Source organism: Streptomyces sp. NBC_01276, assembly GCF_041435355.1.
GTDB lineage: Bacteria > Actinomycetota > Actinomycetes > Streptomycetales > Streptomycetaceae > Streptomyces.
On the sequence record NZ_CP108442.1, the window covers coordinates 6,533,861 to 6,560,479 of the forward strand.

General features: G+C 69.6%; 26 protein-coding genes. 1 reads left to right on the forward strand and 25 read right to left on the reverse strand.

What is annotated here, in order from left to right; all coding sequences use genetic code 11:
* Positions 1 to 451 precede the first annotated feature (451 nt).
* A complete protein-coding gene (locus OG295_RS29470; RefSeq protein ID WP_371679641.1) occupies positions 452 to 1,345 on the forward strand; it encodes a DUF5655 domain-containing protein in 894 nt (297 codons plus the stop codon).
* Positions 1,346 to 1,672: 327 nt separating this feature from the next.
* Here OG295_RS29470 and OG295_RS29475 read toward each other — a convergent pair whose 3' ends face one another.
* From OG295_RS29475 to OG295_RS29595, 25 genes are all read right to left on the reverse strand, one after another.
* The gene (locus OG295_RS29475) at positions 1,673 to 3,175 is read right to left on the reverse strand and encodes a gamma-glutamyltransferase (RefSeq protein WP_371679642.1); all 1,503 of its coding nucleotides are present in this window, start codon (positions 3,173 to 3,175) and stop codon (positions 1,673 to 1,675) included.
* 62 nt (positions 3,176 to 3,237) lie between these two features.
* Complete coding sequence (locus OG295_RS29480) at positions 3,238 to 4,950, reverse strand: UvrD-helicase domain-containing protein (protein ID WP_371679643.1); 1,713 nt, start codon at positions 4,948 to 4,950, stop codon at positions 3,238 to 3,240.
* Entirely contained in the window at positions 4,947 to 6,569 is a 1,623-nt protein-coding gene (locus OG295_RS29485; RefSeq protein ID WP_371679644.1) for an ATP-dependent endonuclease, read from the reverse strand. Before OG295_RS29485 ends, OG295_RS29480 begins: the two co-directional genes overlap by 4 nt.
* A gap of 400 nt (positions 6,570 to 6,969) precedes the next feature.
* A complete protein-coding gene (locus tag OG295_RS29490) occupies positions 6,970 to 8,283 on the reverse strand; it encodes a DUF317 domain-containing protein (RefSeq protein WP_371679645.1) in 1,314 nt (437 codons plus the stop codon).
* Positions 8,284 to 8,400: 117 nt separating this feature from the next.
* Positions 8,401 to 9,534 (reverse strand): DnaB-like helicase N-terminal domain-containing protein, encoded by a 1,134-nt coding sequence (locus OG295_RS29495; protein WP_371679646.1) that lies wholly within the window; start codon positions 9,532 to 9,534, stop codon positions 8,401 to 8,403.
* Positions 9,534 to 10,769 (reverse strand): DNA cytosine methyltransferase, encoded by a 1,236-nt coding sequence (locus OG295_RS29500; RefSeq protein ID WP_371589030.1) that lies wholly within the window; start codon positions 10,767 to 10,769, stop codon positions 9,534 to 9,536. The genes OG295_RS29495 and OG295_RS29500 overlap by 1 nt, the downstream gene beginning before the upstream one ends.
* Before the next feature lie 308 nt (positions 10,770 to 11,077).
* Complete coding sequence (locus tag OG295_RS29505; RefSeq protein WP_371679648.1) at positions 11,078 to 11,842, reverse strand: hypothetical protein; 765 nt, start codon at positions 11,840 to 11,842, stop codon at positions 11,078 to 11,080.
* A 268-nt stretch (positions 11,843 to 12,110) separates the two neighbouring features.
* Positions 12,111 to 12,338, reverse strand: coding sequence for a hypothetical protein (locus tag OG295_RS29510; RefSeq protein WP_371679649.1), 228 nt, complete (start codon positions 12,336 to 12,338; stop codon positions 12,111 to 12,113).
* A 426-nt stretch (positions 12,339 to 12,764) separates the two neighbouring features.
* Positions 12,765 to 13,508, reverse strand: coding sequence for a DUF317 domain-containing protein (locus OG295_RS29515; RefSeq protein WP_371679650.1), 744 nt, complete (start codon positions 13,506 to 13,508; stop codon positions 12,765 to 12,767).
* The gene (locus OG295_RS29520; RefSeq protein ID WP_371679652.1) at positions 13,505 to 14,146 is read right to left on the reverse strand and encodes a hypothetical protein; all 642 of its coding nucleotides are present in this window, start codon (positions 14,144 to 14,146) and stop codon (positions 13,505 to 13,507) included. The genes OG295_RS29515 and OG295_RS29520 overlap by 4 nt, the downstream gene beginning before the upstream one ends.
* A gap of 107 nt (positions 14,147 to 14,253) precedes the next feature.
* Positions 14,254 to 15,150 carry a hypothetical protein gene (locus tag OG295_RS29525; protein WP_371679653.1) on the reverse strand — a complete coding sequence of 299 codons (897 nt, stop codon included), beginning with the start codon at positions 15,148 to 15,150 and terminating at the stop codon, positions 14,254 to 14,256.
* Between the two features lie 119 nt (positions 15,151 to 15,269).
* Positions 15,270 to 17,063, reverse strand: coding sequence for a type IV secretory system conjugative DNA transfer family protein (locus OG295_RS29530; protein WP_371679654.1), 1,794 nt, complete (start codon positions 17,061 to 17,063; stop codon positions 15,270 to 15,272).
* A 34-nt stretch (positions 17,064 to 17,097) separates the two neighbouring features.
* Positions 17,098 to 17,682, reverse strand: coding sequence for a hypothetical protein (locus OG295_RS29535; protein ID WP_328971508.1), 585 nt, complete (start codon positions 17,680 to 17,682; stop codon positions 17,098 to 17,100).
* A gap of 36 nt (positions 17,683 to 17,718) precedes the next feature.
* Positions 17,719 to 18,375 carry a DUF317 domain-containing protein gene (locus OG295_RS29540; protein WP_371679655.1) on the reverse strand — a complete coding sequence of 219 codons (657 nt, stop codon included), beginning with the start codon at positions 18,373 to 18,375 and terminating at the stop codon, positions 17,719 to 17,721.
* Between the two features lie 210 nt (positions 18,376 to 18,585).
* Positions 18,586 to 19,245 carry a DUF317 domain-containing protein gene (locus OG295_RS29545; protein WP_371679656.1) on the reverse strand — a complete coding sequence of 220 codons (660 nt, stop codon included), beginning with the start codon at positions 19,243 to 19,245 and terminating at the stop codon, positions 18,586 to 18,588.
* A 161-nt stretch (positions 19,246 to 19,406) separates the two neighbouring features.
* The gene (locus OG295_RS29550; protein ID WP_371589040.1) at positions 19,407 to 19,754 is read right to left on the reverse strand and encodes a hypothetical protein; all 348 of its coding nucleotides are present in this window, start codon (positions 19,752 to 19,754) and stop codon (positions 19,407 to 19,409) included.
* 35 nt (positions 19,755 to 19,789) lie between these two features.
* A complete protein-coding gene (locus OG295_RS29555; protein WP_371679657.1) occupies positions 19,790 to 20,626 on the reverse strand; it encodes a DUF317 domain-containing protein in 837 nt (278 codons plus the stop codon).
* Positions 20,623 to 20,997, reverse strand: a complete 375-nt coding sequence (locus OG295_RS29560) for a hypothetical protein (RefSeq protein ID WP_371679658.1) — start codon at positions 20,995 to 20,997, stop codon at positions 20,623 to 20,625. Before OG295_RS29560 ends, OG295_RS29555 begins: the two co-directional genes overlap by 4 nt.
* A gap of 266 nt (positions 20,998 to 21,263) precedes the next feature.
* The gene (locus OG295_RS29565) at positions 21,264 to 21,674 is read right to left on the reverse strand and encodes a hypothetical protein (protein WP_266449489.1); all 411 of its coding nucleotides are present in this window, start codon (positions 21,672 to 21,674) and stop codon (positions 21,264 to 21,266) included.
* A 28-nt stretch (positions 21,675 to 21,702) separates the two neighbouring features.
* On the reverse strand, positions 21,703 to 22,461 hold the full coding sequence (locus tag OG295_RS29570) for a hypothetical protein (RefSeq protein ID WP_371679659.1): 759 nt from the start codon (positions 22,459 to 22,461) through the stop codon (positions 21,703 to 21,705).
* Between the two features lie 29 nt (positions 22,462 to 22,490).
* Positions 22,491 to 23,132, reverse strand: a complete 642-nt coding sequence (locus OG295_RS29575) for a hypothetical protein (RefSeq protein ID WP_371679660.1) — start codon at positions 23,130 to 23,132, stop codon at positions 22,491 to 22,493.
* Complete coding sequence (locus OG295_RS29580) at positions 23,129 to 23,878, reverse strand: hypothetical protein (protein ID WP_327167735.1); 750 nt, start codon at positions 23,876 to 23,878, stop codon at positions 23,129 to 23,131. Before OG295_RS29580 ends, OG295_RS29575 begins: the two co-directional genes overlap by 4 nt.
* Positions 23,879 to 23,902: 24 nt before the next feature.
* On the reverse strand, positions 23,903 to 25,393 hold the full coding sequence (locus OG295_RS29585; RefSeq protein WP_371679661.1) for a hypothetical protein: 1,491 nt from the start codon (positions 25,391 to 25,393) through the stop codon (positions 23,903 to 23,905).
* A gap of 8 nt (positions 25,394 to 25,401) precedes the next feature.
* Positions 25,402 to 25,821 carry a hypothetical protein gene (locus tag OG295_RS29590; RefSeq protein WP_266449503.1) on the reverse strand — a complete coding sequence of 140 codons (420 nt, stop codon included), beginning with the start codon at positions 25,819 to 25,821 and terminating at the stop codon, positions 25,402 to 25,404.
* Between the two features lie 116 nt (positions 25,822 to 25,937).
* The gene (locus tag OG295_RS29595; RefSeq protein WP_371681346.1) at positions 25,938 to 26,435 is read right to left on the reverse strand and encodes a hypothetical protein; all 498 of its coding nucleotides are present in this window, start codon (positions 26,433 to 26,435) and stop codon (positions 25,938 to 25,940) included.
* Between the last annotated feature and the right edge of the window lie 184 nt (positions 26,436 to 26,619).

The window sequence follows — 26,619 nt, forward strand, 5'->3', positions numbered from 1 at the left end:
TAAGGATGTCGGAGATCCTATTGGCGAAGGTGGTGCTCGACTTGATGTCGATGACCCATCATGTCGAGTGCGTCGCGATCCTTGAGCCCGTTGGAAAGGGCCTCTGACCTGCAGGTTTGGGCAGTGTGCGTTATGTGCGCTGTGGGCGTTACGGGCGATATCTTGACGCAGATTTGACGCTCGTGACGCACGTTTGACGCACGCCCGGCGTCTTTTCTGATGGGGCGTCAGCATGAAAAAGCCGCCTTCCGTACCAGGGTGAAATCCTGGTGTGGAAGGCGGCATTTTCGCGCCCGTCGTACTTGGCGAGGCTCCAACCCGGCCCGGGGTCACGGACTTGGGTCCGGCTACGTACGGTGACGGTCGTGGCTGGGCTCCCGAGCATCCTGCTGCATACCGGAAATAGATCTAGTCGGCTGCGTGTTGGCGGTAGGTCGGTACGGAGGGGGAGGTGTCGGGCCTGAAGTTGTTCAACACGAAGAGCGGTGTGACCGAGGTTGCGCCGCGTCTGGCTGAGGTCGAAGCCGATGTGCAGGACCTCGTCGAGGGGCACATGCAGACCATGCTCGGGGTCCGGTTCGTGGCGAGCGAATACAGCACCGGACCGGTTCACGGCGGACGGATCGACTCGTTGGGTATAGACGAGAACGGCGCACCGGTGATCGTCGAGTACAAGCGCGGAACCGACGCGGGAGTCATAAACCAGGGCCTCTTCTACATGGCCTGGCTGCTCGATCACCGGGACACGTTCCGGCACCTGGTCCGCGACCGGCTCGGGGCCCACGCCGCGGCCCAGGTGCTGTGGAGCGCACCGAGGCTGATCTGCGTGGCTGGCGACTTCACCCGCTACGACATCCACGCTGTCCGCGAGCACCGGCACGCCATCGACCTGGTCCGCTACCGGTACTTCGGCAGCGAGTACGTCGGCCTTGAGACGGTGGCCTCCTTCGCCGGCCGTGCCGCGGCGCCGAAGGCCGGGAGCCGGAGTCGGGGTACCGCGAAGGCGCAGCGGACCGGGACGGAGGCTGGGGCCATGGCGGAGCTGGCCACGGCGGTCGACGAGGTGCTGCTCGGGCTCGGTGAGGACCTCACGAAGGTCTCGAACCAGACCTACACCGCGTACCGACGCATGCAGAACTACGCGTGTTTGGTCCCGCCGAAGAAGACCAAGCTGCTGGTCTACCTGAAGGCCGGCCCGGCGATGGTCGACCTCGTGCCCGGCTTCGCGCGTGACGTGACGGGGCTCGGCCACCACGGCACCGGCGACCTGGAACTGACGCTCCAGACCGAGCGAGACCTGGAGCGCGCAGCCGGCTATTTCCGGGAGAGCTACGCCCTGGCGTGATGGCCCGGTGTCCGTGGCCGGACCAGGGGTATTGGAGGGGTTCGGAGCGGGCCGGTGATCTGGGTTCGTGATGGTGCCTCTCGACGGCTCGGGCATGGATGGCGGTGGATTTCCAATGATCCGGCGATTCCCCGGTTTGGCTGACCGGGGATCTGCTGCTATGTTCCGCCGCGCCCAGTGGCTGGTGCACTCGGGGAGTGTGCCTCGACACGTTTCGGGCGCGCTATCTTCCGGACAGGGGCGCCGGGGAATGTCCCGTGCGCGGGACCTCCCTTACGGACGTTGGACTTGCAGTGTGGCGGTGTAGCGGCGGGATGCTGCAGGTGGTCATCGTTCGTGGTGGGGGAGGTCGTCTTCGCGGATGGCGAGGTAAGTCTCGGCTGTCGCGGCTTCGAGTAGGCCGGGGCCTTCGTCGAGGTCGAGCCGCGGGTCGTTCTGGGTATGGAGTAGTTCTCGCCAGGGGCGGTCCCTGCCGTCCTCGAAGGCCGCACGGACGCGGGGCTCGATCCGGGCGCGCTGTTCCTCCTGCCGTTCGCGGAAGACTCTGCGCTGGGTGTGGCGCCGGCGCTCCTCCGCTTCCTCGCTGGCGGGCTCGTCGGCCCGAACGTCTTCAGCCCGCATGCCCGGAGTCCGCTCGGCGATGACCTGGTCCTCGCGGTGAAGTTGGGCGCAGGCGGCGAAGAGCTGCCGGGACATGCCCAGGCGCAGTTCGGTGCCGGGCACACGGTAGGTCAGGAAGTCGTCGAGGCCAAGGGCTCGGGCGTACTCCCGGCGGCCGGGCTGGGAATCGTCGGCGAATTCGGCACGGAGATCGCTGCGCATGGCGTGGGCGTCCGTGTCACGCTCCAGGGGCGTGGTGACGCCGCGGGCGCTTCTCCGGCGGTTCGTGCGGTCGGCGGGCAGGGCCACGGTCTTGAGCCGGGAGGGCTGGGCGCCGCTGAGCGCGAGGTAGACCAGCATCTGGGCGCGTGCCGTGCCCATGAGGGCGTCGTCGCTGTCGCCGAGATGGTCCTCGGGGGACCCCAGTAGCTGGGGACTGGTGGTGCTGACGGTGGGAGGGAGCGGCGGTTTGCCGGGGTGGTGGTCGTGGTCGATGGTGAGGAACAGGTCGCCCTGGGGCTGGACGCTGGCTCCCACGAGGATCCGCCGGTGGGCGTATTCGTGGAGGATCTTGCTGCCACCCTGGAGCTGCTTCCAGCCTTCCCAGAGGCGGGGGCTGCGGACGTTCCCGCCCTTGGCTTCGATCATCCAGTACAGGTTCTCCTGCTCGTGCAGACCCCAAAGGTCCGGGAGCTTCGCGGAGGTGCTGACGAACTTGTTGCGGAGGGCGGGAATGGGGCCGCCGTCCTCGATGTGCAGGGTCTGGCCCAGCCCCATCAGTGAGCGGGTCGCCCACTCGGCCATGGTCATGCCCAGGCGGTAGCCGAGGGCGTTCTTCGCGGAGCGCTCGGTGCCGTACTCGTAGACCGGGTTGACGGTCAGGCGACGGCCCTTGCTGCCCGGCAGGGAGTGCTTGGTGTCGACGCTGTGGGTGCCGAGGTAGGCGTACAAAGGGGCGACGCCGGCGACGAGTTCACCGCGGGCCAGCTGGGGTGTCCGCAGCAGGTTGGGGGTGATGTCGCGGCCCACCTCGGTGGCGGCCTTGAGGATCTCGCGCCAGGTGGTGGTGGGCAGGTACCAGCCGTTCGCCGCCGGGAAGGCGGCGGTCGAGGGCCAAGGGGACGGCTTTGAGGTTCGCCACTGCTTGAAGGGTCGAGCCGATGGACTGTCGCGGAACTTCACTGGTATGTCGACGCTGTCGGTGTACAGAAGAGGTGGGACGTCAGCCAAGGGGGAAGGAATCATTGGCTCACTGTGCCAGCGGCCACCGGACCCTCCGAGCCTTGGGTCCGTTACCGGCCTGACATGCGCGATGGTGCGGGCACGGACCGATCCGGGTGCACCGGTTGGGCCTGCAGTTCGGAGATGTGCTGGGCGACGATACTGGCGTTCATCGGGCAAGCCTCGACGATCATGGGCCACCACAGGCTCTCGCGTGTGGAGTAGGGTCTGCCGGCGTTGGAGATGAGGGACTGCGCGCGGGTGATGACGATTCCGTGGCGTGCTCTGGAGACCATGACGAGGACCACGCGGAGCTCTTCTGCCAGTTGCTCGGCGGTGTCGGCCTGACCATCTGGGATGTGCCAGCCCTCGAAGCCGGGTACGAATACCCAGTCGAACTGTTGGCCCTTTCCTGTGTGGGCGTTGAGCAAGTGGACGCCCGGCTCGATTGCCGAGCCCTCGTCCACGATGCGGAGTTGGGCCGCTGCCGCGGCGAGAGATCCTGCCTGGTTGGCCAGGTCCTCGAACTCCGCTAGGGCGTTCGTCGCCTGTTCCATCGTGTCGACATCATTCGGATCGATGCCGTCCAGCATGGTCTCCCGCAGCGTCACAAGGTCTGCTTGGCGCGGCAGCTGGGCAACCGTGGCCACCAACCGCTGGACCATGGTGTTGTTCTCGATTGCGAGGTCCCAGCGCTGGCTCCGGAGGTGGACCGCTCCCGAGAACGCCGCGTCCACGTACTTGCGGCGCCACCGGGACCGGGTGATGACGCCGATGGTCGACTTGGGGAAGGCGGAGAGGATGTCGGTTGCCCGGTCCACGATCCACCCTGCCTCCTCGGTGCCGCTGTTGAAACTCGCCGCGGCAGCGGCCCCACCTTGGGGCCAGGCATCAGGCTGAACTGACCGGAGATCCGTGACTTCGTCGAGTCGGGCTGCGACATGGTTCACGACATCGAGCACGGCAGGGGAGGACCGATAGGAGAGGGTGAGCCGACGTGGTTCGCCGCAGATTTCCCTCAACTCCCGTTCCACCTCGGCCGGCCTCGCGCCGGCCCAGCTGAAGATCCCCTGGAGGGGGTCACCGACGAAGGTCCGGCTAGTCGAGCTGGTCGCGAGGGCGATTTCGAGCTGCTGAGGTGACATGTCCTGGAACTCATCGACCAGAACCGCACCGTAGTGCAGCTGGTACAGGCGGGCGATCTTCTCGACCCTGAGTAGCCGTTGCGCGTGCCGGAGTAGATCCTCGTAGTGGAAGATCCCAACTTCGAGGCGCTCGGCCTCGATCTGCTGGGCGAAGGTGTTACCGCTGGCGGCGAGGGCGTTGTGCACCTCGGCGTCATCGTATGGGCCCTGCTTGGCTACGGACAGGGCCGCTTCGATGCCCTTCCTCCGGTTGATGGCGGGGCCGACGTCCAGGCCCTTGGTGAAGACGGAGATCGCGTCGGCGAGGGTTGAGCGGCCAGGCATCGGAGTGTTCGGATCGAGACCGAGAGTTCGGCCGTGGGCGCGGACGATCTCGGCGGCATGCCCGTGGAAGTTGGTGACTCGGACGTGATGTGAGAACCGCTGGGGACCCAGAGTACGAAGAAGGCGCTCACGCAGGTTCTGCTTCGCGCGGTTGGAGAACGTCAGCGCGAGGATGCGTTGGTGGGGCTGTAGCCCGCCGAGCAGGTGAACCGCGCGCCGGGCGAGCAGCTCCGTCTTGCCGCAGCCCGGTGGCGCGATTGCCAGCAGGTTTGCCTCAGGGCTGTAGGCCGGGTCCGGTCCTGTGTCCTGATTCATCGCTCAGCCAGTTCCCTGGCCTTGGTGAGGATTCCGACGACGCTGCTGATCGCATTTGCGTGTTCGTGGGTCATCGCGTCTGCGACGGCGGTGGCCGCATCGGTCTTGTTCCTGCGGCAGAAGGCCGCGACGGCCTGGTCACTAAGCTCCTCCTCGCGGGAGACGCCGCACGCCTGGAGCAGCCCATCGAGTCGACACACACCCGCATCGATGAGGATGCGGCCGGCGACAGGCCCGGTCAGTGCCTTGCAGTACTCATCTTCCAGGTCGCGGTCGCTAGACCAGACCTTCGTTCCGATTAGGTCCTTGGGCCGGCCCCCGAAAGCACTAATAAAGATGCCCTCCTCGGCTTTGTCTACGAGTCCGAGGACATGTACGCCGAAGCCGTTCGCGCCGAGCATCTTGTAGACGTGTCGGAATTTGTCCGCCCCGTCCAGCTCGAAGACGACGACGCCGAGACGATCGAGCCCGATGCCGAGTGCTCGGGCTGCCGCTTCGACAATGATCCTGTCGGCAACACCTTCCACCGCGATGACATAGCGGGCGGTCAACGCTTCGAGCAGGCGCGGAGACCACCACTGGGAGCGGAGCTTCTCCACCGCACCCAGGCCAGCATCCGGGACCTGATGCACGTCCCCGCCGGGGGCGACGACCAGAACCTGTGCCGGCTCGAACCGCTGCAGGACATAAGGCGAGTGCGTGCAGACAATCTTCTGGTTCCCTGCCGCGGCGAACAGCTCGGCGATGGTCCGCTGGCTAGCAGGATGGAGGTGGAGCTCCGGCTCGTCGACCGCGATGATGTTCGCGGCGTTCTCGGCAAGGTCGAACAGGGTGAGCGCCATCAGCTGGCGCAGACCATCTGACTGCTCGGCGATCGGTACGTATTGGTCATCGCGGTGGAGGAACATCGAGACGCCCTCCAGCACAGACGTACCCGGGTCAGCTGCGGTGCGCACGGCCAGGTCGTCGGCAGCGATCGGGCGTGGCATGGCTTTGGCCAGGTGCCCTGCAATCTTCTTGCGGAGTTCGGTCAGGCTCTCGTTGACGTGGAGCTTGTCGTTGAAGTCACCGAGGATCTGGGTGAGTACGGCTCTCTCCGCGCCCATGTCGAGGCTGTCGAACATCAACTGTAGGGCGCTGTTTGGTCCACCGAGCTGAGTGCCGCTCGTCCCGCGCGTGGCCGGCAGGTAGCGCCAGCCGAATGCGTCGAGTTGCTGGCGGGTCGGTGCGCGACGGTCCGCCGTACCCGTGAGGACCCGATGGATGACAACGGCGTCCAGGTCATCCTCGTTGGGCGCCACATCGAGACGGACCGTCAGCGACGCCTTGCCTGAGATGGGATCGATGTCAATCTCACGATGAAACGTCGCGTTCTCGATGTCGGAGAACTCGGCCAGCACCGCCTCCACGGTCAGGGGTTGATCCTGGTCGCGGAGATCCGCCCGAGACAGGCTCTGGTACAGCTGGCCGAGTGTGGCGCCCAGCGTGAGGTTGAGCATCCGCAGGAGCGAAGTCTTGCCGACATCGTTCGCTCCGACGATGACCAGGTGCTTACGGACCTCGATGTCCAGGTCCTGCAGACGGGCGTAGTTGACGACTTTCAACCGAGTAAGCCTCATCGCTGCTGACCTACCCGTCCCCGTGCGGGCTTCGGCCGACGATCGACGGTCGCGACAAGACTCAGGGGCCGATTCAACGAGGCGCGCAGGTTCACCCGGTCAGACTACGACGATTGGGACTTCCGAGCTCCGGAATTCCGTGTTCCTGTCCGTGGGGTTGGTTGGGATCGAGGGCCACAGACGCTCAGTCGGTCGTAATGCTTGGTGTCGGCACCGGTGTCGAGAGCGAGACTGTGACGCCCGGGATCGGTACGGTCCTGCGTCATCCCCCGCGGCGGGTCAGCCACTGGCTGGCGTGGCACATCGGGCCTACCTCCACAGGGGGGGCGGTGCCCTCCGTGGTCAGCAAGGGGGCGGCGCCCGGCCAGGTCAGGGCGACCGACGTCGGGTGGCTGGGGATTCAACGTCTGGGCGCAGGTCGGGGCGCTGATGCCGAGGGACGGGCCGGAGCCGCCACAGTCGGTATGTGGGGCACGGCTGCGGTGGAGTGGCGGGGCTGTCGACTGCCGTGGCCGTGTGCGAGTTCGAAGGTGATGTCCTGGATGAATGCTGTGGGTGCGTGCGTGGAGAGCCGGATGGCCCAGGTGGGGCTGTCGGCTGTGTTGCCGCCCCAGACGGTCCAGGCCGGCAGCACGTCCCCCTGCTTTACGGAGGTGTCGAAACGCAGCCCGGCCGCCCCGATTTCGGGGGTGGGTACCGTCCAGTCGATGAGCCGGGATCCGACCTTCAGGTGCCAGCCGACGTCTTCCAGCGGGCGGGAGGCCTGAGCGAGGTCTTCCTCCGTCACTGGGGTGTTGGTGCTCGGGCTCCAGGCGTTGTCGGTGTTGAGGCTGTTAAGCAGGGTCCGCATGATCTCAACGGGGGTGGTGGGGACGGCGGTGGCGTGCCAGAGGCGCTCTCCGACGGGGGACTCGTACGCTGCGATCGTCCAGGCGTCGTCGCCGCGAAGCGCTTCATGAAGGAACTCCACGCGCAGGGTCAGGGATTCGTGATTGGCGATGGTGGTCTCATCGTGGGGGCGCCATTTCTCCCACTCCTGGTGCTTGGTGAAGAAGTCGCGGAGGAGTGCCTCGTGGTCGCTGGGAACGGCGGCGTACGAGGGAACGCTCAGCGAGACCTGCTCGGCCGGAGGGCCGAACGTGGTCGGTGCCGGCCTGTCGGCGGGGGGTACGGCGAGGACTGCGGCCGCGGCGCGCTCGATGTCTGTCGGCGGCGCGGGTCCCGGCCGTGCTGCGACGGGGTGATGACGGAGGAAATCAGCTATGGCCTCGGTCTCGGAGTCGAAGATCATGGTCTCTTGGCGTAGGTAGTCCTCGCCGTGCAGGTGGATGCTTTTGCCCCCTCGGTAGGTACCGACTGCCACGTTGGTCCAGCCGTCGTGAGCGTGCAGGTGGATGACCAGGCTGCCGGCGGCGATGGCATCGTGGATGGCCTGGGCGTCGGCGCTGACTTCGCGGATCTCTTCCCGGGTCAGCCAGTGCATGGGGTAGTTGCCGTACGTCCACTCAGTGTCGATCTCTTCCTGCAGCGCGGGATCGACGTCCACGCTGGTGCCGTCTTCGCGGAGCGCTTGGGCTGCTTTGTCGGCGTAGTGGGGTGCGTCGTGGTCGATGCGTGCAAGAACCATGGTCGTGTCGCTGGTCGAGCGGAACCCATGGATGGCCAGGGCGGCGCGCGCGAGGTAGAGGGGGTTGCCGGTGATGGTGGCGATCACGGCGGTGCCGTGGTCGGGATGGAGCGCCAGGCGGACGTGGGCGGGTGAGGGGCTTGGCATGGGGCTCGCTTCTCGGGTCCGGCCGGCAGATGGCCGGCCGGACCCGGCTGGGTGGGCTTATCGGGAGGACCGTGCTGACACGCTGGGGGCACGGGTGGCGCGGGTTGTGGTGGGTGGCCCGGCCCGGGACGCGGGGGCCAGCCGTGGGCGGGGGCGTTCGGTGGGTTGCCGGCCGGTGGCATGGTGCCAGCGGGCCCGGAGGGCGGTGAGGTCGGCGAGCGCGCGGCGGCTGCCGGTGATCAGCTGGTGTGGGGAGTTCGACAGGTCGTGGGTGAAGGCCTGGATGTGCAGGCCGGCGGTGTGGGCGTGGTGGAGGAGGGAGCGCCGCAGGATCTGCTCGCCCCAGTGCTCGGGGACTCCGGCCGATGCGGCGAGCATGTCCAGGGCGTCCTGCGCGGTGAATGCCTGTGTGAGCAGGCCGTGCTGCTGGGCCTCCCAGAGCACGGTCACCTCGTCGACCGGATCCCCGCGGGCGGCGAGCGAGGTCAGACACCGGTACAGGGCTCCGTGTAGGGGGATGGCGAAGTCCTCCGGGCGCAGCCATCGCATCGACGCCAGTGCGGCCGGGTACGCGGCGGCCGTCGACAGCAGTAGCTGCTCTTCGCTCGTCACGTCAGGGCCGGTATCGCGGGCGGGCGGTGGCGGGGGTGGGGTGCGGGGGAGTGAGCCCGGGTGGGACGGGAAGACCGCGGCCAGGTGGTCGAGGAGGGATGCGAGGGAGTCGGCCCGGGTCAGGGTCACTGCGGCTGGGTCCGGAAGCGCGGTGTCGGTGGCTGCCTGGATGAGGGGTTCGGCGTGGGCTTGGAGGGTCCGCCGAGCGTGGTCGGCCCGTACCATCCGCGCGTACGCGGGGGCGTTCGCGGGCTGGGGGCAGGCTGCGGCCAGGGTGTGGAGGTAGGACAGGGCCAGGCCGCGGGCATGCGGGAGTGCGTGGGCGTGGACGGCGTTGATCCAGACCGGCTCCTTCGCGTGGAGTGACGGGGCTGGCGGCGTTAGCGAGGCCAACGCCGCGTACAAGGCGCGGTGCCTGGCTGAGGAGAACTGGGAGGGATCGAGCGGGCCGATCGCCTTGACCCGGTGCGGGTCGAGGAGGAGGGCGCCCAGCAGGGCTTGTTCGGCGTAGTGGACGGCCGGGCTGGTGGGGATGTCGCCCAGGGTGAAGTCCGGTTCCGGAAGACGGTTGTTGGCCATCAGGCCGCCAGGATGAAGTCGGACCGGTTGAGGGTCGTGCCGAGATGCGGAGCCAGAAGGTGGGCCGCCAGGAGCGGGGGCACTGCGTTGCCTATCTGGGAGAACTGCTGCCCCTTCGTACCGGCCCACGGATAGTTCGCTGGGAAGGTCTGCAGGGCGCCGGCCTCGGCGGCGGTTATCCGGATCGGATCAGGCGCCGGTTCCTGCCCGGCAGGCGGGGCAGCCGAGGGTTCGGCGACCCACATGCACTCGTTCGCACGATGACCGAAGAACAGCGTCCCGGCCGGCTCCTCGACCGAACGGATGGTGGCGTTGGCCTGGTTGTTGCTGCGCAGCGACCAAGCCCAGGGGTGGTTCCCGCAGGTGCAGGCAGGGGTTCCTGCCGGGGAGGGGCGGCTGCGTGTACGGCGGGGGGCGGAGCGCGGGCTGGGCGGCTTCCACGTACCGCGGTCGCGGGCGTCGGTGAGGGTCTTGCGAGCTCCGGATGGGAAGGGCTCGGGGCCGCCGCCGGGGCCTCCGCCGGCGCAGACGGTGGGGACCGGCCGGTCGGTGGCGCCCCAGCCGAGGGCCTCGGCCATGGACACCCACTGCTCGCGGCCCGGCCCGAACAGGCTTTCCGGCTCGGCCGTCTGGGCGTGGGTCGGGGGCGGGGGCTCGGCCGTACGGGACCGGGACGCGAGCAGGATCGCCCGCCGCCGGGTCTGCGGCACGCCGTAGTCAGCGGCATTGAGGATCCCGGTCCAGACGGAGAATCCCCATGTACGCAGGATCACGGCGTACTGCCGCCACAGCGGCAGGACGTCGGGTACTTCCTCCATCGCGATCCACTCGGGCTCGCCCGCCTGGTGCAGGGCATGGAGGTAGCGCATCGGCTCGGCTGCCAGCAGAGACCGCGGATCCGCGCAGGCGGCCAGCAGCTTCGCCCGGGTGTCCCGGCCGGCGGCAAGGTCGGCGACCGCCTGGTGGACGAGCGGCTGGTCGAGCAGGCCCAGCCGCTTGCCGGCCATCGACCATGCCTGACACGGCGGGCTCGCTATGAACCCGCGGGTACGGCCGACCAGCGGCCACGCCGGGTACATCGCCACATCCGTACGGATCGTCAACTGGCCAGCACGGGCGCGGGTTTTGCACGCCCACTCGTCCCACTCCAGACCGATATCCCGCACCCCGAGGACGTGGAGAGCGTGGCTCCAGCCACCCGGCCCGGCGAACAAGTCGACGACGAGCTCCCTCACGCTGTCAGACCGAAGTCGTCGCGGACCGGCTCGGGCTTCGGCTCCCAGCCGGTGTCGGCGAAGATCGCCACATCGACGCGGGGAAGGATTCCCTTCGCGGACAGGCAGAGCAGGACGGAGCTTTGGACGCTGGCGCCCAGCGACAGGATGCGCTTGGCGGGGGAATTGGCTGCGGCGGCAGATCCCGGCGAGGTGGCGGTGGGTGGTGTCCGGGGGGACGTGGAGGTGGTGGGGATGGCGGGTCCTTGGGGGTGAGGGGGCACGTCCCGGGCGGGGAGGGCGTGGGGCGCGGAGAGGAAGGGGGTTGGTCAGCGAGTTCGGGCTGGTGTTGCGGTGACGCCGTTGCCTGGCAACGGAGTTGTGGTCAGCGCGGGGGCGTGGGGGGCGCGGCCGAGCTGGGCGGCGACGGCCATCGCACCGCTGAGGGTGAGGCGGACGCGGTCCTGGGGAGGGCCGCCGTCGAACGCCGGTGGAGCGGAGGCGGGTTCACGTGCGGTCAAGCCCTGGTGCTCCAGGGCGAGCACGGTGTCGATGTGTACGGTGCGTGATCGGCTGTGGATGTGCTCGCGGCCTCCACTCCGGCCGATTGCGAGGTGACCGCGGGCGGCGGCATACAGCGCGGTCCGCTCGGCGGGGGTCAGGCAGCCTGCTGCCGTGGCACCGCTGAGGCTGCTGCGGTGCATCTCCAGGGCGACGGCGGTCGCTGCCTCCAGCGCCGCAGCCGGCCCCAGTGCCGTCAGCTCCTGCGCGAGCGCTATCTGCCGGTTGATCTCCTGGGTCCCGCGTTCCTGGTCCGACCCCGATGCCGGGGCGCCGAGAAGGTCCTTGGCCTCGGCGAGGTGACGGGCTGCTCCTGCGGTCAGGTAGGCGAGTTGCTTGATCCGGATCGCGGCGTCCGTGACTGCGACGGTCGCGGGTATCGGCTGGTCCTGGATGGCCTGGACCGCTTCGGTGCAGGCGCTCACGAGGAACGTGGCGGAGGTGTGCCCGCGGGCCGCACCGTAGGCCGGGCGGAGTCGGGCGAGGTGGTCGTTGTACTGCGTGAACTGGTCGGCGAGGGCGAGTAGACGCACGACCGGCGAGGGTGGTCTCTGGAAGGAGGGTTCGGGCGGGACGGGCGCGGAGGCCACGGGCGGCGCGGGATCAGGACGTGTCGGCGGGACGGGTGCGGAGGCGGGCGGCGTGGGTTCGGAGCGTGACGGAGGGGCGGTCGCGGCCGGTGCGGGCTCGTCGGGGAGAGAGAAGAGGACGTCGTCGGTCATGGGCGGATGAACCCTTCAGGGACGGGGTCCCGGATCGGGTCAGGGGCGCAGGCTGCGGCCTGTGGCTGGGGCTGCCGGGTCAGTGCCGTGTAGGCCCTGACGTTGCGGAGGGGCTGGGCGGCAGACGGACGGCCTGGAGCGGGGTGGCGGGCTTTCCGGTCTTGAGGGACGGTGCCAACTCGCGCAGCTCAGCGGTCATGTGCTGGGCACCGTTTTCCACCATGGCGAGGCGGATGGCCACGTGATCCGGCAGCTTGTGGCTGTGGCTGTACCGGGCCCGCTGGATGAGTGCGACGGCGGCATCCATCTGCGCGGCGACCTGTTCGAGGACGAGGTCCTGGTCGTCGTCGATCCCCGTGGCCTGGAGCAGCTCGTCCAGAGCGCCCGGCAGCGCGGGACGTTCGATCGGCAGGCCGTACAGCTGGGCGTGCAGGGAGTTGGCGAGGGCGAGTACGGAGCCGCCGGTGCTTCGGTATCCGTAGCGGGGTGCGGCGTTGCGCGTCAGATCGAGGTTGTAGGTGACGGCGTGGGGCGGGGGCGGCGGGGTGGTCGAGATGTGTGTGGCCAGAGCGCGCGCGATGTCGAAAGGGGTGGGCGCACTGGCGGGGGAGGCTTCGGCCGGGGGCGGACTCAGGGGTACTCCAAGGGGGCGGATGGTTAGCGTCGTGCGGTGCTCTTCGGTGCGGTAGCGGGGGCAGTCGTCAATCAGGCGTAGCCGCTTCTGGTGGTCCGATCAGGGACGGCGGGGCGGTGCCCCGGGTGGGCGGGGCTGAGGGATCTGGGCGAGTGCGTGGTGTACGTGGGCGCCGAGGCCTGCGGAGTAGGCGGGTGTGATGATCGCGGCGCTCAGGTCGCGGGAGAGGAAGGGGATCTCGCGGTACTGGCGCTCCACGGGCGTGCTGGACGCCAGGTGGGAGAAGAACTGGGCGACCAGCGGCGCGGGCACGGCGTCGGTAAAGGTGGCGCTCCAGTGCGTGTCGAACCCGTCGTAGACCGAGTGCTCGAAGGACCAGCCGACGCCGGGGCGGGGGCGGTGGTGCACCGAGCAGTGGCTGTCCGGGGAGCTGTAGGCGCTGTTGTCGGGCGCGCGGACCCACCGGTTGGTGACGGCGATCTCGCGGAGCGAGAGCGTGGTGACGGAGATCTGTCCGGCGTGACGCTGGTCGCCGAGGAGCTGCGGCAGGCTCTGGGCGACGGCCGATACCGCCTCGATCGGGGCCTGGCGGCTGATCTGGATCTGCCAGTGGGGCTCGACGTTCTCTATCTTCCACCACAGGCCGTCGGGGCTCTCGGGGGTGAACTCCAGCGCTGCTGTGCCCTGGGGATGGGCAAGCCTCACATGCTGCAGGTTCTGTTCTGCCCGCCAGTCGAAGAGGTGGACGAGCGGCCCGATGACGTCGGGGATCTTGTCGGTACCCGCGCCGGCCAGGTAGCGCGGGGAGACGAGGACGCGATCGGTGGGGGCGAAGTCGGTCACCTGCGCCCCGGGCTTCGCGGTGCGGGCGGCGAGGCTGCGGGTGCCGTGTCGGTGGGGTGAGGTGCCCCGACGACGCCTGCTGGCGGACCGAGGACTTCAGGCCGTGCCGCATGCGCCTTCGGCGTCGTGGTCACGCCGGGACTACCCGCTGCCCGGGCGATCAGCTGTTGGTCCTCGCGTCGCGCGGCGAACGAGGCCAGGCGATGGGACAGGCGCTGTGCCAGCCGGTGGTACGTCTTCGCCGCTCGATCCAGTTCCTCGGTGGCCTCACTCAGCCTGCTGCGGCTCGCCGCGGGGGTCTCATCAGCGTCGTCGTACAGCAGGACTTCGGTGCGGCGGTGGATGGCGAGCGTGCACAGGGTGGCGGCGAGAGATATCTGGGTTGAGCCTTCGACGAGTTCGGCGAGGTTCTCGTGGCCGTCCTTCATGGCGGCGTACTGGCTGGTCGACAGCGTGAGGGCCTGCTGGGTGCACTGCATCGCGAAGTCCTGTACGCGGACGGCGGTCGGCCCGATCTCGCGAAGGGGTTTGGCTATCTCTCCCGCCCTCACGCTCTCCACCTCCTCGCGCAGGGCCTTCAGAGTGGGGGCCACCTGGCCGAGGAAGCGGGTCTGTTCTGCAAGGTCGATGATCTGCAAGGCGAACTCTCATGGGGTATCGGGCACAGGTTGGGTTCCAGGGCGCGGGCACGAAGGTGTCGACGCTGGTGCCTACGGGCGGTCCGGGGCGTTGTCGCGCATCCCGGCTAGCGGGTGCGGGCCGCCGGTGGGCGGACCGGACGTACGGGAGCGGAAGCCGGAGCGGGCAGTGGGACCGGGCCGAGGCTGTCGAGGGCCTGGCGGCCAGTGGGAGTGAGGTGCAGTCGCTGGCCCGTCACGAGGGTGGTGGCGGAACTACGCTTCACCAGATCTTGCGCCTCCAAGGCCTCCACCGTGCGCATGGTGAACCGGTGAGGGCCGGGCTGGCCGGACAGGGCCAGCTTGTGCCTGCTCAGATACACGGTGATCTCGTGCTCGGCGATGACCTGGAGCGCGCGGTGCTGGGCGTCGTTCAACTTGGCCGGGACCCGGGGTGGGGATGGTTGCGGACCGCGGTCGGAGTTCGTGTCTGCCGGCGAAGGGTCGGGGCGCCCGGGTGCGTCGTCCATTGCGGGCGGCCGGGTTGGGGAGCTGGGCGCTGACGACGGCTGGGGGGCGGTCGCGTCCGGCCTTATTTGGTCGCGGGCCTCGGACAGTGCCCGGCGGATGACGGGCAGGTGCTCATCGGTGGCCTCGTAGAAGTCGAAGCGGTCCATGGCGTCGTCGACCGTGCCGTACGGGGTGGGCTCGCAGGCGATGGTTAGGGGGGCGAGCATCTTCGTATAGCCGGACAGCGCCTCGGCCAGCGAGACCGTGGTCATCGAAAGGATGTGGGTCGGCCGCCAGATGCTGGGCTCGGGGTGACGGCGGGCGTGGTCGCTGTGGGCGTGCGCCTCGTCGGCTATCCGTGAGAGGAGTGCACTGACTTGGCTGATGTGCCGTGTGACGGTGCTGACGGAGACGTGGTCGATGCCAATCGGGTGCCGGCGAAGATCCTCGATGATGTCGTCGATGAAGTCAGACAGGCCGGGGTATTCCAGGGGCGGCGGGTTCGAATCAGTCACAGGGGTCCTTCTGTTTCAGGGGGCAGGCTGTCGTGGGCCAGGGCGAGACCCCTCCCGGTGTCTTCGGGAAGGTCAGAGCGACCGGCACGGAGTGTGCGTCGGCGAGCGGTCCGGCTTGTTCACGCCGCCTTCCCGAAGTCGTCCTTCTTCGGCGAGGCTTTGGCGACCGCTCGGTCGGTGATGCCCTGGGACGCGGCGGCGGAAGCGGCGGCGAGGGTGCCGGCGCCGGGCTCCAGGTACCAGGGGCGCAGGTCGAGCATGGCTGCGCGCATGCCGGTGGCGAAGCAGAGCGCGGTTCCCTTGGGGAGGGCGCGGATCGCGTCCGCGGGAAGGATCCGCTCCTGGCGCATGCTGATGCTGGTGGACTTCCCCGAGTCGGAGATGGAGGTGGACTTCGTCTCGACGTCGTGGTCACCGATCAGCCTGCTGAGCTTGTCGGCGAAGTCCGGGTCGTCGATGCCGGAGCCGATCACCTTCACGGTGGACGCGGACCACATGGCGTCCATGCCTGCGTCGCCCCAAACCTTCTGCCCCTGACGGTAGGACTGCAGGATGGTGATCGGGATGATCCCGCGGGACCCGAGGTGGGAGTACAGGTCGGGGAGGTCGCTGATCTTGCACACGTTTGCGGCCTCGTCGAGGATCGCAAGCATGGGCGGGTCCAGGCGTCCGCCGGCCCGTTCGGCCTGGGTGGTCGCGGCCCGCATCACGGAGTCCGCGCACGCCGCGATCAACGCCGAGGCTCCGCCGCCTCCGTCCTTCGACAGGAGGTACAAGGTGTCCTTGCTGGTCACGAACTCGGCGGGCTTGAACTCGGCGACCCCCTTCTGCGGGGTGACCCACGCGGCGATCTCGCTGTTCAGGAGCGCCGACGCGTACTGCCTCGCGGTCTCGTAGATGCCGTCACGGGTCTCCGGCGGGCCTTCGACGGTGCCCTTGAGCTGGGCGGCGACAGCCGAGAACCCGTGGTCGCGCAGGATGTCCAGGGGTCTGCGGTCGGCGGGGAAGGCCAGCCACTGCATGACGTCGGTGATGGGGCGTTCGTCCAGGGCGGCGGCCAGGAACAACTGGCTCAGGATGTTGGATCCGGCCTTGGACCAGAAGTCGCCCTGCTGGGAGGCATCCACGCTCGCGGCGAGGAAGTGCCCGGCCAATCGTCCCGCTCCGTCGAGGGACTTGGCGGTGGCGAGCGGGTTCCACCACATCTCACGGGCCGCGTGGGCGATCTGCTGCGGATCCATGCTCCATGTCCGGCCGTTCTCTCCGCGGGCGTCGAGCGTGGCGGTGTAGGCGTCGCCAGCGGCTTTGTTCGAGGTCAGGAGCACGGGGCCGGGGGCGGCGAGGATCGCGGGGATGGCCAGGCAGGTCGTCTTGCCGGATCGGGGGGCCATGATCGCGACCGCGACGTCCTCGAAGCCCATCCGGACCTCGGAGCGGCTGCCCTGCAGGTTGCCGAGCAGGACGCCGGTGTCGGAGGCGTCGATGGCTTTGGCGTCCTTCAGGCTGGGCCTCAGGGAGCGGGCCTTGGCGGTGATGGCCTTGGCGAGCAGCGGCTCGATGTCCCTCTGCTTGGCCATCCCGGCGACGCGCTTCCTCTTCCCGCTCGTGCCGCTGTGCCGGGTCCACCACAGGTATCCGAAGACGGTGAGGGCGAGGAGGACAGTGGCGGGAACGATGCGGGTGCCGATGAGCAGGGACGCTTCTCCCGCCGCGGGCCAGAGGCGTTCGGGGTGGAAAAGAGCTTCGGCCGGCTGGTAGGGGACCCAGGGGCCACTGCTGGTGACCCAGGCGGTCGCGTTGCCGCCCAGCCAGGCCAGGGTGGACAGGGGCAGGGCAACGGCGAAGGCGCCGAGGAGGGCCTTGAAGGCTATGTCGTAGCCGTCGGAGTTGGAGTTGGGGGAGGGGCTGGACAAGAGGGCGGTTCCAGGGGAAGGGGGCGGTGGGCTTCTACCGGCGGGGCTTTGCCGGGACGGAGTCCCGGCCGGGGAGCGCGGCGACTGGGGCGGTTGCCGGCCGGGACTGGCTGCGCCGCAGAGCGTTGTGGATGTCGAGGACGGCCTGGCCGTGGAGGGACCATTCGTCCAGGTAGTGCCAGGCCTCGGCGTTCCGCCCGGCGAGCGGCCCGTCGTACTCCTCGACCCCGGGCCGTACGGACTGCGGCAGGGTGGCGCGCAATGCGAGCCACTCGCTTTGCAGGGAACCGATCCGTTCCTGGGCGGTGCGCAGAGCGCCGATCTGCCAGACCCAGCGGTGGTGGACGCTCCGCTCCGGAAGCCTCTGCAGCTGGGCCTCGGCGGTGGCGACCAGGTCGTCGGCTCCGGAGCGGACCCGGTTGAAGGACCGCCAGGTGTCGGCGTCGCGCTGGGCCTGGCGGAACCCGTAGGCCCCCTCGTCGTGCGGCCAACCGTCGGGGCCGGTGTGCTCGTCGGAGTAGGTGTCCCAGGCGGCGAGGATCTGCTCCGCCTCGCGGAGGTAGAGGGCGAGCTGGTCCAGGAGGTGCTGGTGCCTGGAGTGGAAGTCGGCGTTGGTCACGGGTCCTTCGGGAGTCGGGGAGTTCTCGGCCGGCGGCTACCGGGCGGGCCTGGCCGGCGCGGCGGTGCGCGGAAGTGCGGGCGCGGTCACGGCGGTGGTGAGGTGCGGCTTGGGCCGGTGGCGGCGGGCCTCGTCCAGGCGCTGCTTGTGTGCGCTGACGACCTCGGAGCCGATCGCGAACTCTGGTCCCTGCATGAGATGGGCACTGTCGTTGATTTTGAAGCGGGCGCGCAGGACCGGCGTGGGGTTGGAGATCGCCTCGGCGACGGCGGCCAGCAGGTGGGCGGGGGTCGCCGCGTCGAGGTGGGCTCGCCATATGCGTTGCTCCGGTCCGTGCTCACCGTGGTGGTGGGCGGTCTCGATCTCCCAGCCCATGACGCCCAGGGAAGGCGAGACGTACAGCTCGACCTGGACGATGGCGTCGGGGGAGGTCAGCCTCTGCGAGCCGGTCTCGGACGTGGTGTGCTCCCAGCCGCGGCCGGTGAGGACCTCGATCACCGAAGGGGCTGGCTCTTCGGGCTCGGGCCGGATGAGTGCGTCGGTCAGGCCGGCCACGATCTCGGCGGGGGTGTCGCCGTTGAATGTGGCGTACCAGAAGCCGGGACCGTGGTTGTTGTCGATGCGCCACCAGCGGGTAAAGCTGCTGGGCGTCGGCGTGAGGTCGAGCCGGAAGGCGTAATCGGGGCTGGTCATCCGGATCGCGGGGTGCAGGGGGTCGGAGTCCAGGCTCCATCCGCGTGCCCGCAGTGCGTGGGTGACGTGGCGGGGGTCTCCGGCGTCGGCGAGGTAGCGCGGGGTGATGGCCGAGCCGAGGGCGTTCTCGTGGTCGTAGGCGAAGGCGGCGAGCTGCCGGTCGGTGATGGACAGAGGGACGGCTCCTTGAAGACCGGTCGGGGGGTGGTGTTACCGCCGGGGCCCGGTGGCGACGGGCGCCACCGGGGCCGAGCCGGGGACGGGCTGGGTGGTGAGGGCGGTGCGCCGGCTGCGTACGGCGGTCGCCCGGGATCGGGCCAGGCGCGCGGTGTGTTCCTTCGCGAGGTAGTCGCCTTGGCGGCCACCGGGCTTCTGGGTGACGAGGCCGCTGTGCGGGACGTCGTACTCGGCCCGTGCAACGGGCGCCGGATCGACCAGTGCGGTGACGAACGCGGCGGCAAGGTGCGGGGCGTTGCCGAGGTGGGCTTCCCACACCGTTTCCTGCCCGCCGAGGCCGTCGGGGAGCAGGGCGCAGGCGATGAAGCCGGTGTTCCAGCTGATCTTCCTGTCCCAGCGGCGGAGTTGCAGGATGCCGTCGGGATGTTCGGCGAGCTCGTGGCCGCGCTCGTTCTGGGTGTAGCTCCAGCCCGCCTTCGTGACGATGGACCACACATCGGGGGCGGTCTCGGGCGCTGGGGCGAGGAGGGCGTCGGTGAATCCGGCGAGGATCTCCACCGGGGTGTTCCCGCCGAACTCGGCGTACCAGCTCTCGGTGTCGCTGGTACAGCTGATCCGCCACCACTTGGAGTACGACTCGTTCTCCGGCTCCAGGGCCAGGGCGTAGCGCTGGTCGGGGCTGGCCAGGATCACGTGCGGGTAGTCCGGGTCGGAGTGATTGGACCATCCCGCTGCACGCAGGGCCTGGGTGATATGGCGGGGGTCGCCGCGACCCGCGAGGTGCCGGGGGCTGGTCTCGAACCAGATCCGGCTGTGCGGTTCGTCGGCGCGCGTGTGGATGAAAGGCCGCTGGCTCAGGACGTCGCTCCTGGCGTGTCGTCGATGACTTGGTCCAGGCGGCGGACCTCCCAGTGCAGCGAGTGCCACTGCATGATCTCGGTGGCCGCTTCACGGAGGGTGGCGACCACCGAACTGACGTCGCCGGTGTACGGGTCGGCGTCGGTGGCGATGGCTCGGGCGGATGCGCGCAGGACGTCGGACAGGAGCATCGGGATGCCGTCGTCCTCGTCGACGAGCGGTATCAGCAGCGTCAGGACCTCGTCGGTGGGCGGCTCGGCCCGCAGGTGGTCCCGCAGCTCCAGGAGGATGTCGACGACTTGGTCGATCTTCTCCGGAAGGGGGCCATTGGAGAGTGCGGTCATGGGGTTCCTCGGTGGTCGTGGTGTGGGCCGGAGGGTCAGCGGCGGGCCTTGGCGCCGCCTGTCGTGTGGGGGCTGGAGGGGGTGCGCTGACGGGGGCGGGTAGAGCTCCAGGAGTTGCGGGCCCAGGTGGCGGCGCGGGCGGCGGTGACCCGGGCCTGCTGCCAGGCACCGAGTTCGGAGGGGCGTACGGACACCGAGGTGGTGCGGATCCACTTTGTGGCCGGGACGTCGCCTCGTGCGCGCAGCACCGCAGTGGGGTCCGAGAGCGCGGCCGAGAACTCCTGGACCAGGTGCAGTGGTGTCGTGGAGGTGAAGACGGCGTCCCAGGCGCGGCCGTGCTCGGTGCGGGCCCCGGCCCACCAGTGCCCCTGGCTGAGTCCGTCCTGGTGGTATTGCAGCCAGGCGTTGCGGTCCGGGGCCACCGCGACGAAGTGCACGAGCTTCTGCTCGGGGTCCTGCTGCTTCTCCTCGACACGGGAGGTCTCCCACCCGTTCTGTTCCAGCGGGGCCCACACGTTCGGGGCATGGGCGGAGCGCGGTTTGGTCAGGGTGTCGGTGAACCCGGCGACGATCTCGATCGGTACGGCTGTGGTGAACGTGGCGTGCCAGGCCGGCTGCTGCCCGATGGGCTGTCCGGAGACGGTCCAGCCGCCGGGCATCGCCGTGGGGTCGAAGCCAACCTGTACGGAGCCGTCGGGGCTGTCGAAGACGATCGGGCCGCCCGTGCGGGAGATGTCTTTCCAGCCGGAGGCGCGCAGGTACTCGGCGACGAAGCGGAGGTCACCTCCGCCGCCGAGGTAGCGGGGCTCGACCAGATAGTGCTGCTGGGGCTGGTCGGCGGTCGGCCCCCAGCCTGTCCAGGTCTTCTTCACCGGTGCCTCCTGGCGACGAGAGCCGAGGCCGCGGCCGGGAGCGGGGTGGTTGCCGGGGCCTGAGCGAGTCGGCGGAGGTCTTCCGCGTGGTCGTTGAGGTCGAGGCCGATGTCGTGGAGCTCGTTCGCGGCCCGGCCGAGGGCGAGCCATGCCTCGGGCGGCAGTACTCCTGCGGTCGCCCGGTCCTGGGCGAAGCGCGAACCGGTGACCATCAAGTTGGTCAACTGTCCGAGGATGCCGTCCTCGTGGTCAAGGACCTGGCTGAGGGTCCGGGCGGCCTGGCGGGGCGGAGCCGTGGCCAAGTGTTCGTTGAGCAAGGCGATCTGCTGCGCGATGTGCCGGGTCAGGACGTCAGGGGCGTGGACGGTCATGCTCCTCCTGGCCTCTCGGCCTTGGTGCCTGTACGCCGGGACTCGTCCAGCACCCCGAACGGGGCGGTGGCGAGCGGGTTGTGCCGGCCGACTGAGGCAGCGGTCACTGCGCGGAGATAGCGCCGCAGAAGGAAGACGGCCAGGCGCGGGCGGCGGGTGGGGGAGATCGGGGGCAGGTTGGTGGGGTTCTGCTGGATCGTGGTGCTCCGTGTGGTGTGGCCGCCCCGGCCCGGATGGGATGGGCCGGGGCGGCATGGGGGTAGTGGTTAGCGAGACCGCGGAGGGGATCGGGGCGGTGCCGGGGGAGCAGCAGCGGGAGCCTGGGCACCCGCGGTCCTGGCCTGCTCGTGGCGGTGGGCGGCCATCGTCTGAGCCCAGGCGGTCACGTCGTACACGTCCGGGTCGATGTTGACCTTGTAGTCGGCGATGAGTAGGGGCAGGGCCGCGCGGGTGGCGAGCTGCTTCTGGGCCTGTTCGCTCAGGCCGTCGGGGGTTTCGTGCCAGACGTAGACGGGGCCGGAGGTCGCCTCCGTGTGGCGTTCAAGGCCGGCGCTGTCGAGGAGGGCCAGGAGTTCTTCGGGTGCGTTGCTGCGGCTGACGATGTGGACGCTGCCGGGGGTGTGGGCCCGTCGGTAGATCTCGACGTCGGTGCCGGCTTCATCGGCCAGATTTCCCACGGGGGATCTCCTCACGGTGGTGGGTGGATCAGCGGGTCGCAGCAGCGACCGCCGGGGCGGGCGGGCGAGTGGGCAGTGCCGTGGGAGCGGGGGCCGGTCGGGCTGGGCGCATGGTGACGCCGACGCCGATACGGGCCAGCTGCTGGGAGACAGCCTGGACGCGGGCGATCTGCTCGCGGTCGCCGTACGACGCCGGCAGCAGGAACTGCCGGTGGTAGGGGTGGTACTGGAATCCGGCGCCGTACAGGACCGCGGTTGCCTCGCGCACTCCGGTGACGGCGCCGACGGCCCCGTCCGGGTGCCAGGCCATGCTCACCGCCCCGGTGATCAGCACCGGTTCGGGTCGGCGGGGCGCGGGGTGGGCGGTGTTGTGCCGGACCTGGCACAGCGCACTCTCGTAGCGGGGGAGCAGCCTGCGGGTGACCTGGGCGGCGGCGCGGGCCGGGTTGGCGGGGATGGTGATGCCATTGGGTTCGTCCACCTGGTGGAAGGCGTCGTGATGGGCGTCTGGTTCCAGTGCGCCGATCATGAACTGGTGCCGGTATCGGGGGCGGTCGAAGAGCAGCAGGCGTGCTCCGTCGGTTCGGGTGAGCACGGCCTGGTGGCCAAGGACGAAGTTGGAGGTGGCGTAGCCGACGGCTCCCATGTCCCACACCGTCGACGTGGTGGCGATTTGGCCGTGGTAGACGGCGTGGCGGGTGTAGGTGCTGGTCCAGGTATCGGGCAGGCGGGCGGCGAGGCCGTCTGCGAAGGCCGCAAGGTCGCTTCGATGGTGTCGTGGAGGCATGGTCGTTTCGGGGGTGGAGTGCGGCGGGTTCAGCGTCCCCGGGCGGGTGGCGACGCCGCTGGGCCTGGAGGTGCAGGTGGTTGCTGGGCGGCCGGTTTGGCGGCAGCGGCCTGATTGCGGATGTGCCGGATCTCGTCGCCGCCGCGCGAGAGCACGCTGGTGGTGTCCATCAGCCGCATCGCGAGGTCGTCCTTGGACAGTGCGCCCTCGGTGCGCTGGCTCCAGGTGGCCCAGGTCGTGATCAGGGTCTGCACCAAGTGGGACAGCAGGCCCTCGGTGGGCGCGGCCACTTCGGCGAGGATCTCGGCGACCTGCTTGTCGTCGGTGGCCTTGCTGGCCTGCTCGGTGAGCTGGTCCAGGTAGCGGTGGGCCGCTGCCCGGTCGCCGTCGGGGGTGGCGAGCGTGTTCAGGGAGGGATCCAGGTAGACGCTGAACCCTGAGAGCAGGAGGGCCTGGGCCGCGGCGGTCGCGTAGTGGCGCTGCTGTTCGACGGGCATGTCGTGCGGCTGGCGGAGGTAGTGGACGCTGCCGTCGCGGAAACGTCCGACGGTCTCCAGGATGCCCGCGGCTTCCGGTGTGCATCTGCTGGTCACCACCAGCTGGGTGCGAGGGTCGCGGGTGATGGTGACGTAGTCAAGGACGAGGAAGTCGGGCTCTCCGCCGTCCTTCACCGGGAGCGCACCGTGTTCGCCCCGGCCGGGCGCGGGGCGGGCAGCGGCCGCGTTGCCGGCGTGCCCCGGTGTGGCGCGTTGCGCAGGGTCACACCGATGTTCAGGGCCCCGAGAGCGGTGCCGGCCGCCCGCACGCACCGTGCCTGGTGAGCGGTGTCGTCGCCGGAGGCGACGTACGTTTGCTGGCCGGGGTCGTGGACGAACCCGTGGGCGGTCAGGACCTCGGCCACCTCTGCCTGGTCGGTGGTGGCGGTGAGGTCGCCGGATTCCGTCCAGTTCAGCACCAGGGTGTCGGGCTGGGCGGAGGAGCGGTTCAGTGCCAGGGCGTTGTCCTGGACCTGGGCCAGAGCGGTCTCGTAGCGGGGCAGGAGCTGGGTGGCGATGGCGTCGGCGGCCTGCTCGGGGTCGGCGGTGATCGTGATTCCGTCCGGCTCCGGCACCCCGCGAAACGCCTCCGCGTGGGTGTCGGCGGGGGCCATGGCGGCTACGAGGAACTCGTCCTCGTAGCGGGGGTGGTCCATGAGGAACAGGCGCCGGCCGTCCTCGCTGGTGAGGATGACGTCCTGCTTCAGGGGGTGCTGGGCGAGGGCGTCGGCGACACGGTTCATGTCCCAGACGTCGGCGGTGAGGAAGAACTGGTCGTCGTGGGCGGTGTGCTGGCGCAGTTCCCTGGTCCAGGTACCGGGCAGGAGCTGGGTGAGGATGGCGGCGAAGGAGTCGAGCTCTTCGGGATCGTGGTCGGGCATGGGTTCCTCGGGCGGGATCGGGCGTCAGCGGCGGCGGCTGGCCGGGGCGGGCGGAGCGGCGGCCGGTGCGCTGGGCGTGGTGGGGATACGGGCGGGCGCGGGACAGGGGCAGGAAGCCGACTTCTCGCGCTCGTCACCGGCGACTTCCTGCGGGCAGGGTGCTCGGTGGGGGTGTAATGCTTGCCGGTCGGCGAGATCGTTTCGGACGTGCCGCAGGTCGGAGGCGAGGACGTGGAGCCGCTCGTCGGCCAGGTGGCGCAGCCGGGCGGCCGTGTGCGGGTCCGCGGGGTGTCCGAGGTCCTGCAGGAAGTCGGCCGCGGTGTGCAGGACTTTGGTGAGGGCCGCCAGGATCCCGTCGTGGGTGGCGGTCAGCTCCGTGAGGGTGTCGGCAACCTCTTCGGTGCTCTCGGCTTCCCGGATCCGGACCGCGAGGTGTCGGACCTGGTCGCCGAGGGTGAGGTAATGCGGTTCGCGTCGCTCGGTGGCGAAGACGGGGTCGGTGTCGGTGTCGTAGCCGACGGTTTGAAGGCGGGCCACGGCTCGGGTGGCGAGGCGGATTTCCTCGTCCTGGTCGAGGCCGGTGGGCAGGCGGTGGTAGGTCTCGTGGCGGCGGACCACGGGGACGAACCCGGTGCGCTCAAGGAGGCTGTGGGCTTCCGGATCGCCTCCACGGGCGAGGACTTCACCGGAGTGCGGATCGCGCCGGATGGTCAGGACACGTTGGGCAAGGGCCAAGAAGAGAATGCTTTCTGCAAGGGAGAGGCGGGTCAGCGGCCCCGGGGGGGAACGGGGCGCCGGGAAGCCGGCGGGGAGACGCGGGGAAGGGCTTGCGAGCGGGGCGCCGAGATGCTGACCTGCCCTCTCCATGAGGCGGCGCGCGACGGCCAGATGCCGGTGCGCCTCGTCGGACAGGTGCGCCGCGATGCTGGGGTCGAGCCGCTCGGTGGTGGGCCGCGTAGCGGTCAGCATGTTGGCTTTGAAGGGGCTGACGTGGTGCTCTCGGGGGGAGAGCAGTCCGAGGTCTGCTTCGATACGCCGGCATTCCGCGGCCAGGACGTGATGTACTTGCCTGGGCACGACTGCCGGGTTGCCGTCCTCGCGGATCAGGTTGGCGAGCAGGTCGAGGCGGTGGGGCTCGTCTCGAACGGCGATCCACCGGCCGGATTCCCGGTCGCCGGGCGGCGCGATTCCGGCGACGCGCGCGAGCCGGTAGCCGACCTCGGACCATTCGGCGGGAGTGAGCTCCCGGTCCTTGGGGTGCAGGCGGACGCTCACATGGAAGATGACGCGGGGGTCGCCCTGGTAGGTGGCGGGGAACGGATGCTGCCTGTGCGGGTCGTCGATGTGCTGGGCCCACTCGGCCGAGGTCCAGATCCGGTCCTCGTCGGTGAAGTAGTCGAGGTAGTGCCAGTGGGCGACGATCGTGCCCTCGGTGGTCAGCCCCTCCTGGCCGCTGACGGGCCGGCCCAGCGCTTCGGCGAGCCCGTCCACGCAGGACGTGCTCGGCTCGTGCACCGTGGGGATCATCGGATGCCGGCCCGGCCGTCGGCGACGTGGACGAGCTGGTTCAGCTCGGTGATCGAGTACCAGCCCACGTCGACGGGCTCGCTGCCGGGGAACTTCGGCACCAGGTAGTCCTGCAGGGCCCGCTGGTAGATCAGGCAGTCGGGGCAGTGCGCGGAGAGGTGGACGAGGTAGCGGGGGTGTCCGGTGATGAAGCTGCGGGCGCCTCCCTCCGGGTTCCGCAGGCGCCACCCGTCCTCGTTCGTCGGGGTGTGCCAGGACGGGGTGACCACCGTCATCGCGTCGCCCCACAGAATGCCGTCGTCCACACCCTTGATGACCACGATCCGGTCGCCGGGGGCGAAGTGCTCGTGGGTGATGTCCCGCTCGGGGGTGATGGCATCGGCGGGTATAAACGCGGCGCGGCTGGTGTCGGGCACGGCAGAAGTCCTTCCACGAAGGTGCCGCAGGAGCGGCTGGTGAACTTCTTCAATGGTCTGGAGAATCCCCGGTTTGGCTGACCGGGGATCGTCGGCTATATATGGCCCCGCCCCGGCTACCGGAACGGGTTTTCCGTCCCCCGGTCATCGGCCGTGGCCGCGTCCAGCAGCTCTGGAAGGTCCGTTCCCTCGGCATCGCGCTGGTCGATCCACCAGCCGGCCCGGGTGACCGTACGGATCCTCTCCTCCAGAGCGGACCAGTCCGCCTCGTCCCAGGAGCCTTCGGCGACGAGGGCGGTGTATGCGGTGGTCACCAGCTGATAGCGGGAACGCTCGCCCCAGGCCAGAGCCCGCTCCGGGCCCTCCAGCGACGGCATGTCGAACTGCTCCGCCCAAGCGAGCGCAGCCTGCTGCTCCTCGGCGCGCTTGGCGGCGAGCCATTCCTCCTTGGCGGCGGTGTCGGAGTCGCGGGCGGCCTTCCAGCAGTCGGTGCAGTCCCGCTCGCCGAGCCAGCGGGCGAATCCGGCCCGTTTGTCGGCGGGACGGTCCGACAGGTTCCGGGTGATTTCGTGTCCACAGCTGTGGACGATCTTCCATTCGGTTCGTACGGCCATGCGTGAATCTCCTTCGAGGGCTGCTGAGTTGGGGTTGTGTGTCTGGCGGGGGCGCCGGTGGCGGCCGAGGCGACGGCCGGGGCCGAGCTTTCGGCGGGCGAGGGTGAGGATGGTCAGCGAGGTGGCGGCTCCGGCGGCGGGGAGCCCGGCCAGTACGTAGGGGTGCTCGGCGAGCACTCCGGCG

Bases quoted from the DNA above. Each gene is read 5' to 3' on its own strand.
- OG295_RS29495 (WP_371679646.1), bottom strand. From the start codon at position 9,534: ATGGCCAACAACCGTCTTCCGGAACCGGACTTCACCCTGGGCGACATC.
- OG295_RS29580 (WP_327167735.1), bottom strand. From the start codon at position 23,878: ATGCCCGACCACGATCCCGAAGAGCTCGACTCCTTCGCCGCCATCCTC.
- OG295_RS29480 (WP_371679643.1), bottom strand. From the start codon at position 4,950: ATGAATCAGGACACAGGACCGGACCCGGCCTACAGCCCTGAGGCAAAC.
- OG295_RS29560 (WP_371679658.1), bottom strand. From the start codon at position 20,997: ATGACCGTCCACGCCCCTGACGTCCTGACCCGGCACATCGCGCAGCAG.
- OG295_RS29485 (WP_371679644.1), bottom strand. From the start codon at position 6,569: ATGAGGCTTACTCGGTTGAAAGTCGTCAACTACGCCCGTCTGCAGGAC.
- OG295_RS29540 (WP_371679655.1), bottom strand. From the start codon at position 18,375: ATGACCAGCCCCGATTACGCCTTCCGGCTCGACCTCACGCCGACGCCC.
- OG295_RS29550 (WP_371589040.1), bottom strand. From the start codon at position 19,754: ATGACCGCACTCTCCAATGGCCCCCTTCCGGAGAAGATCGACCAAGTC.
- OG295_RS29510 (WP_371679649.1), bottom strand. From the start codon at position 12,338: ATGGATGCCGCCGTCGCACTCATCCAGCGGGCCCGGTACAGCCACAGC.
- OG295_RS29570 (WP_371679659.1), bottom strand. From the start codon at position 22,461: ATGCCTCCACGACACCATCGAAGCGACCTTGCGGCCTTCGCAGACGGC.
- OG295_RS29595 (WP_371681346.1), bottom strand. From the start codon at position 26,435: ATGGCCGTACGAACCGAATGGAAGATCGTCCACAGCTGTGGACACGAA.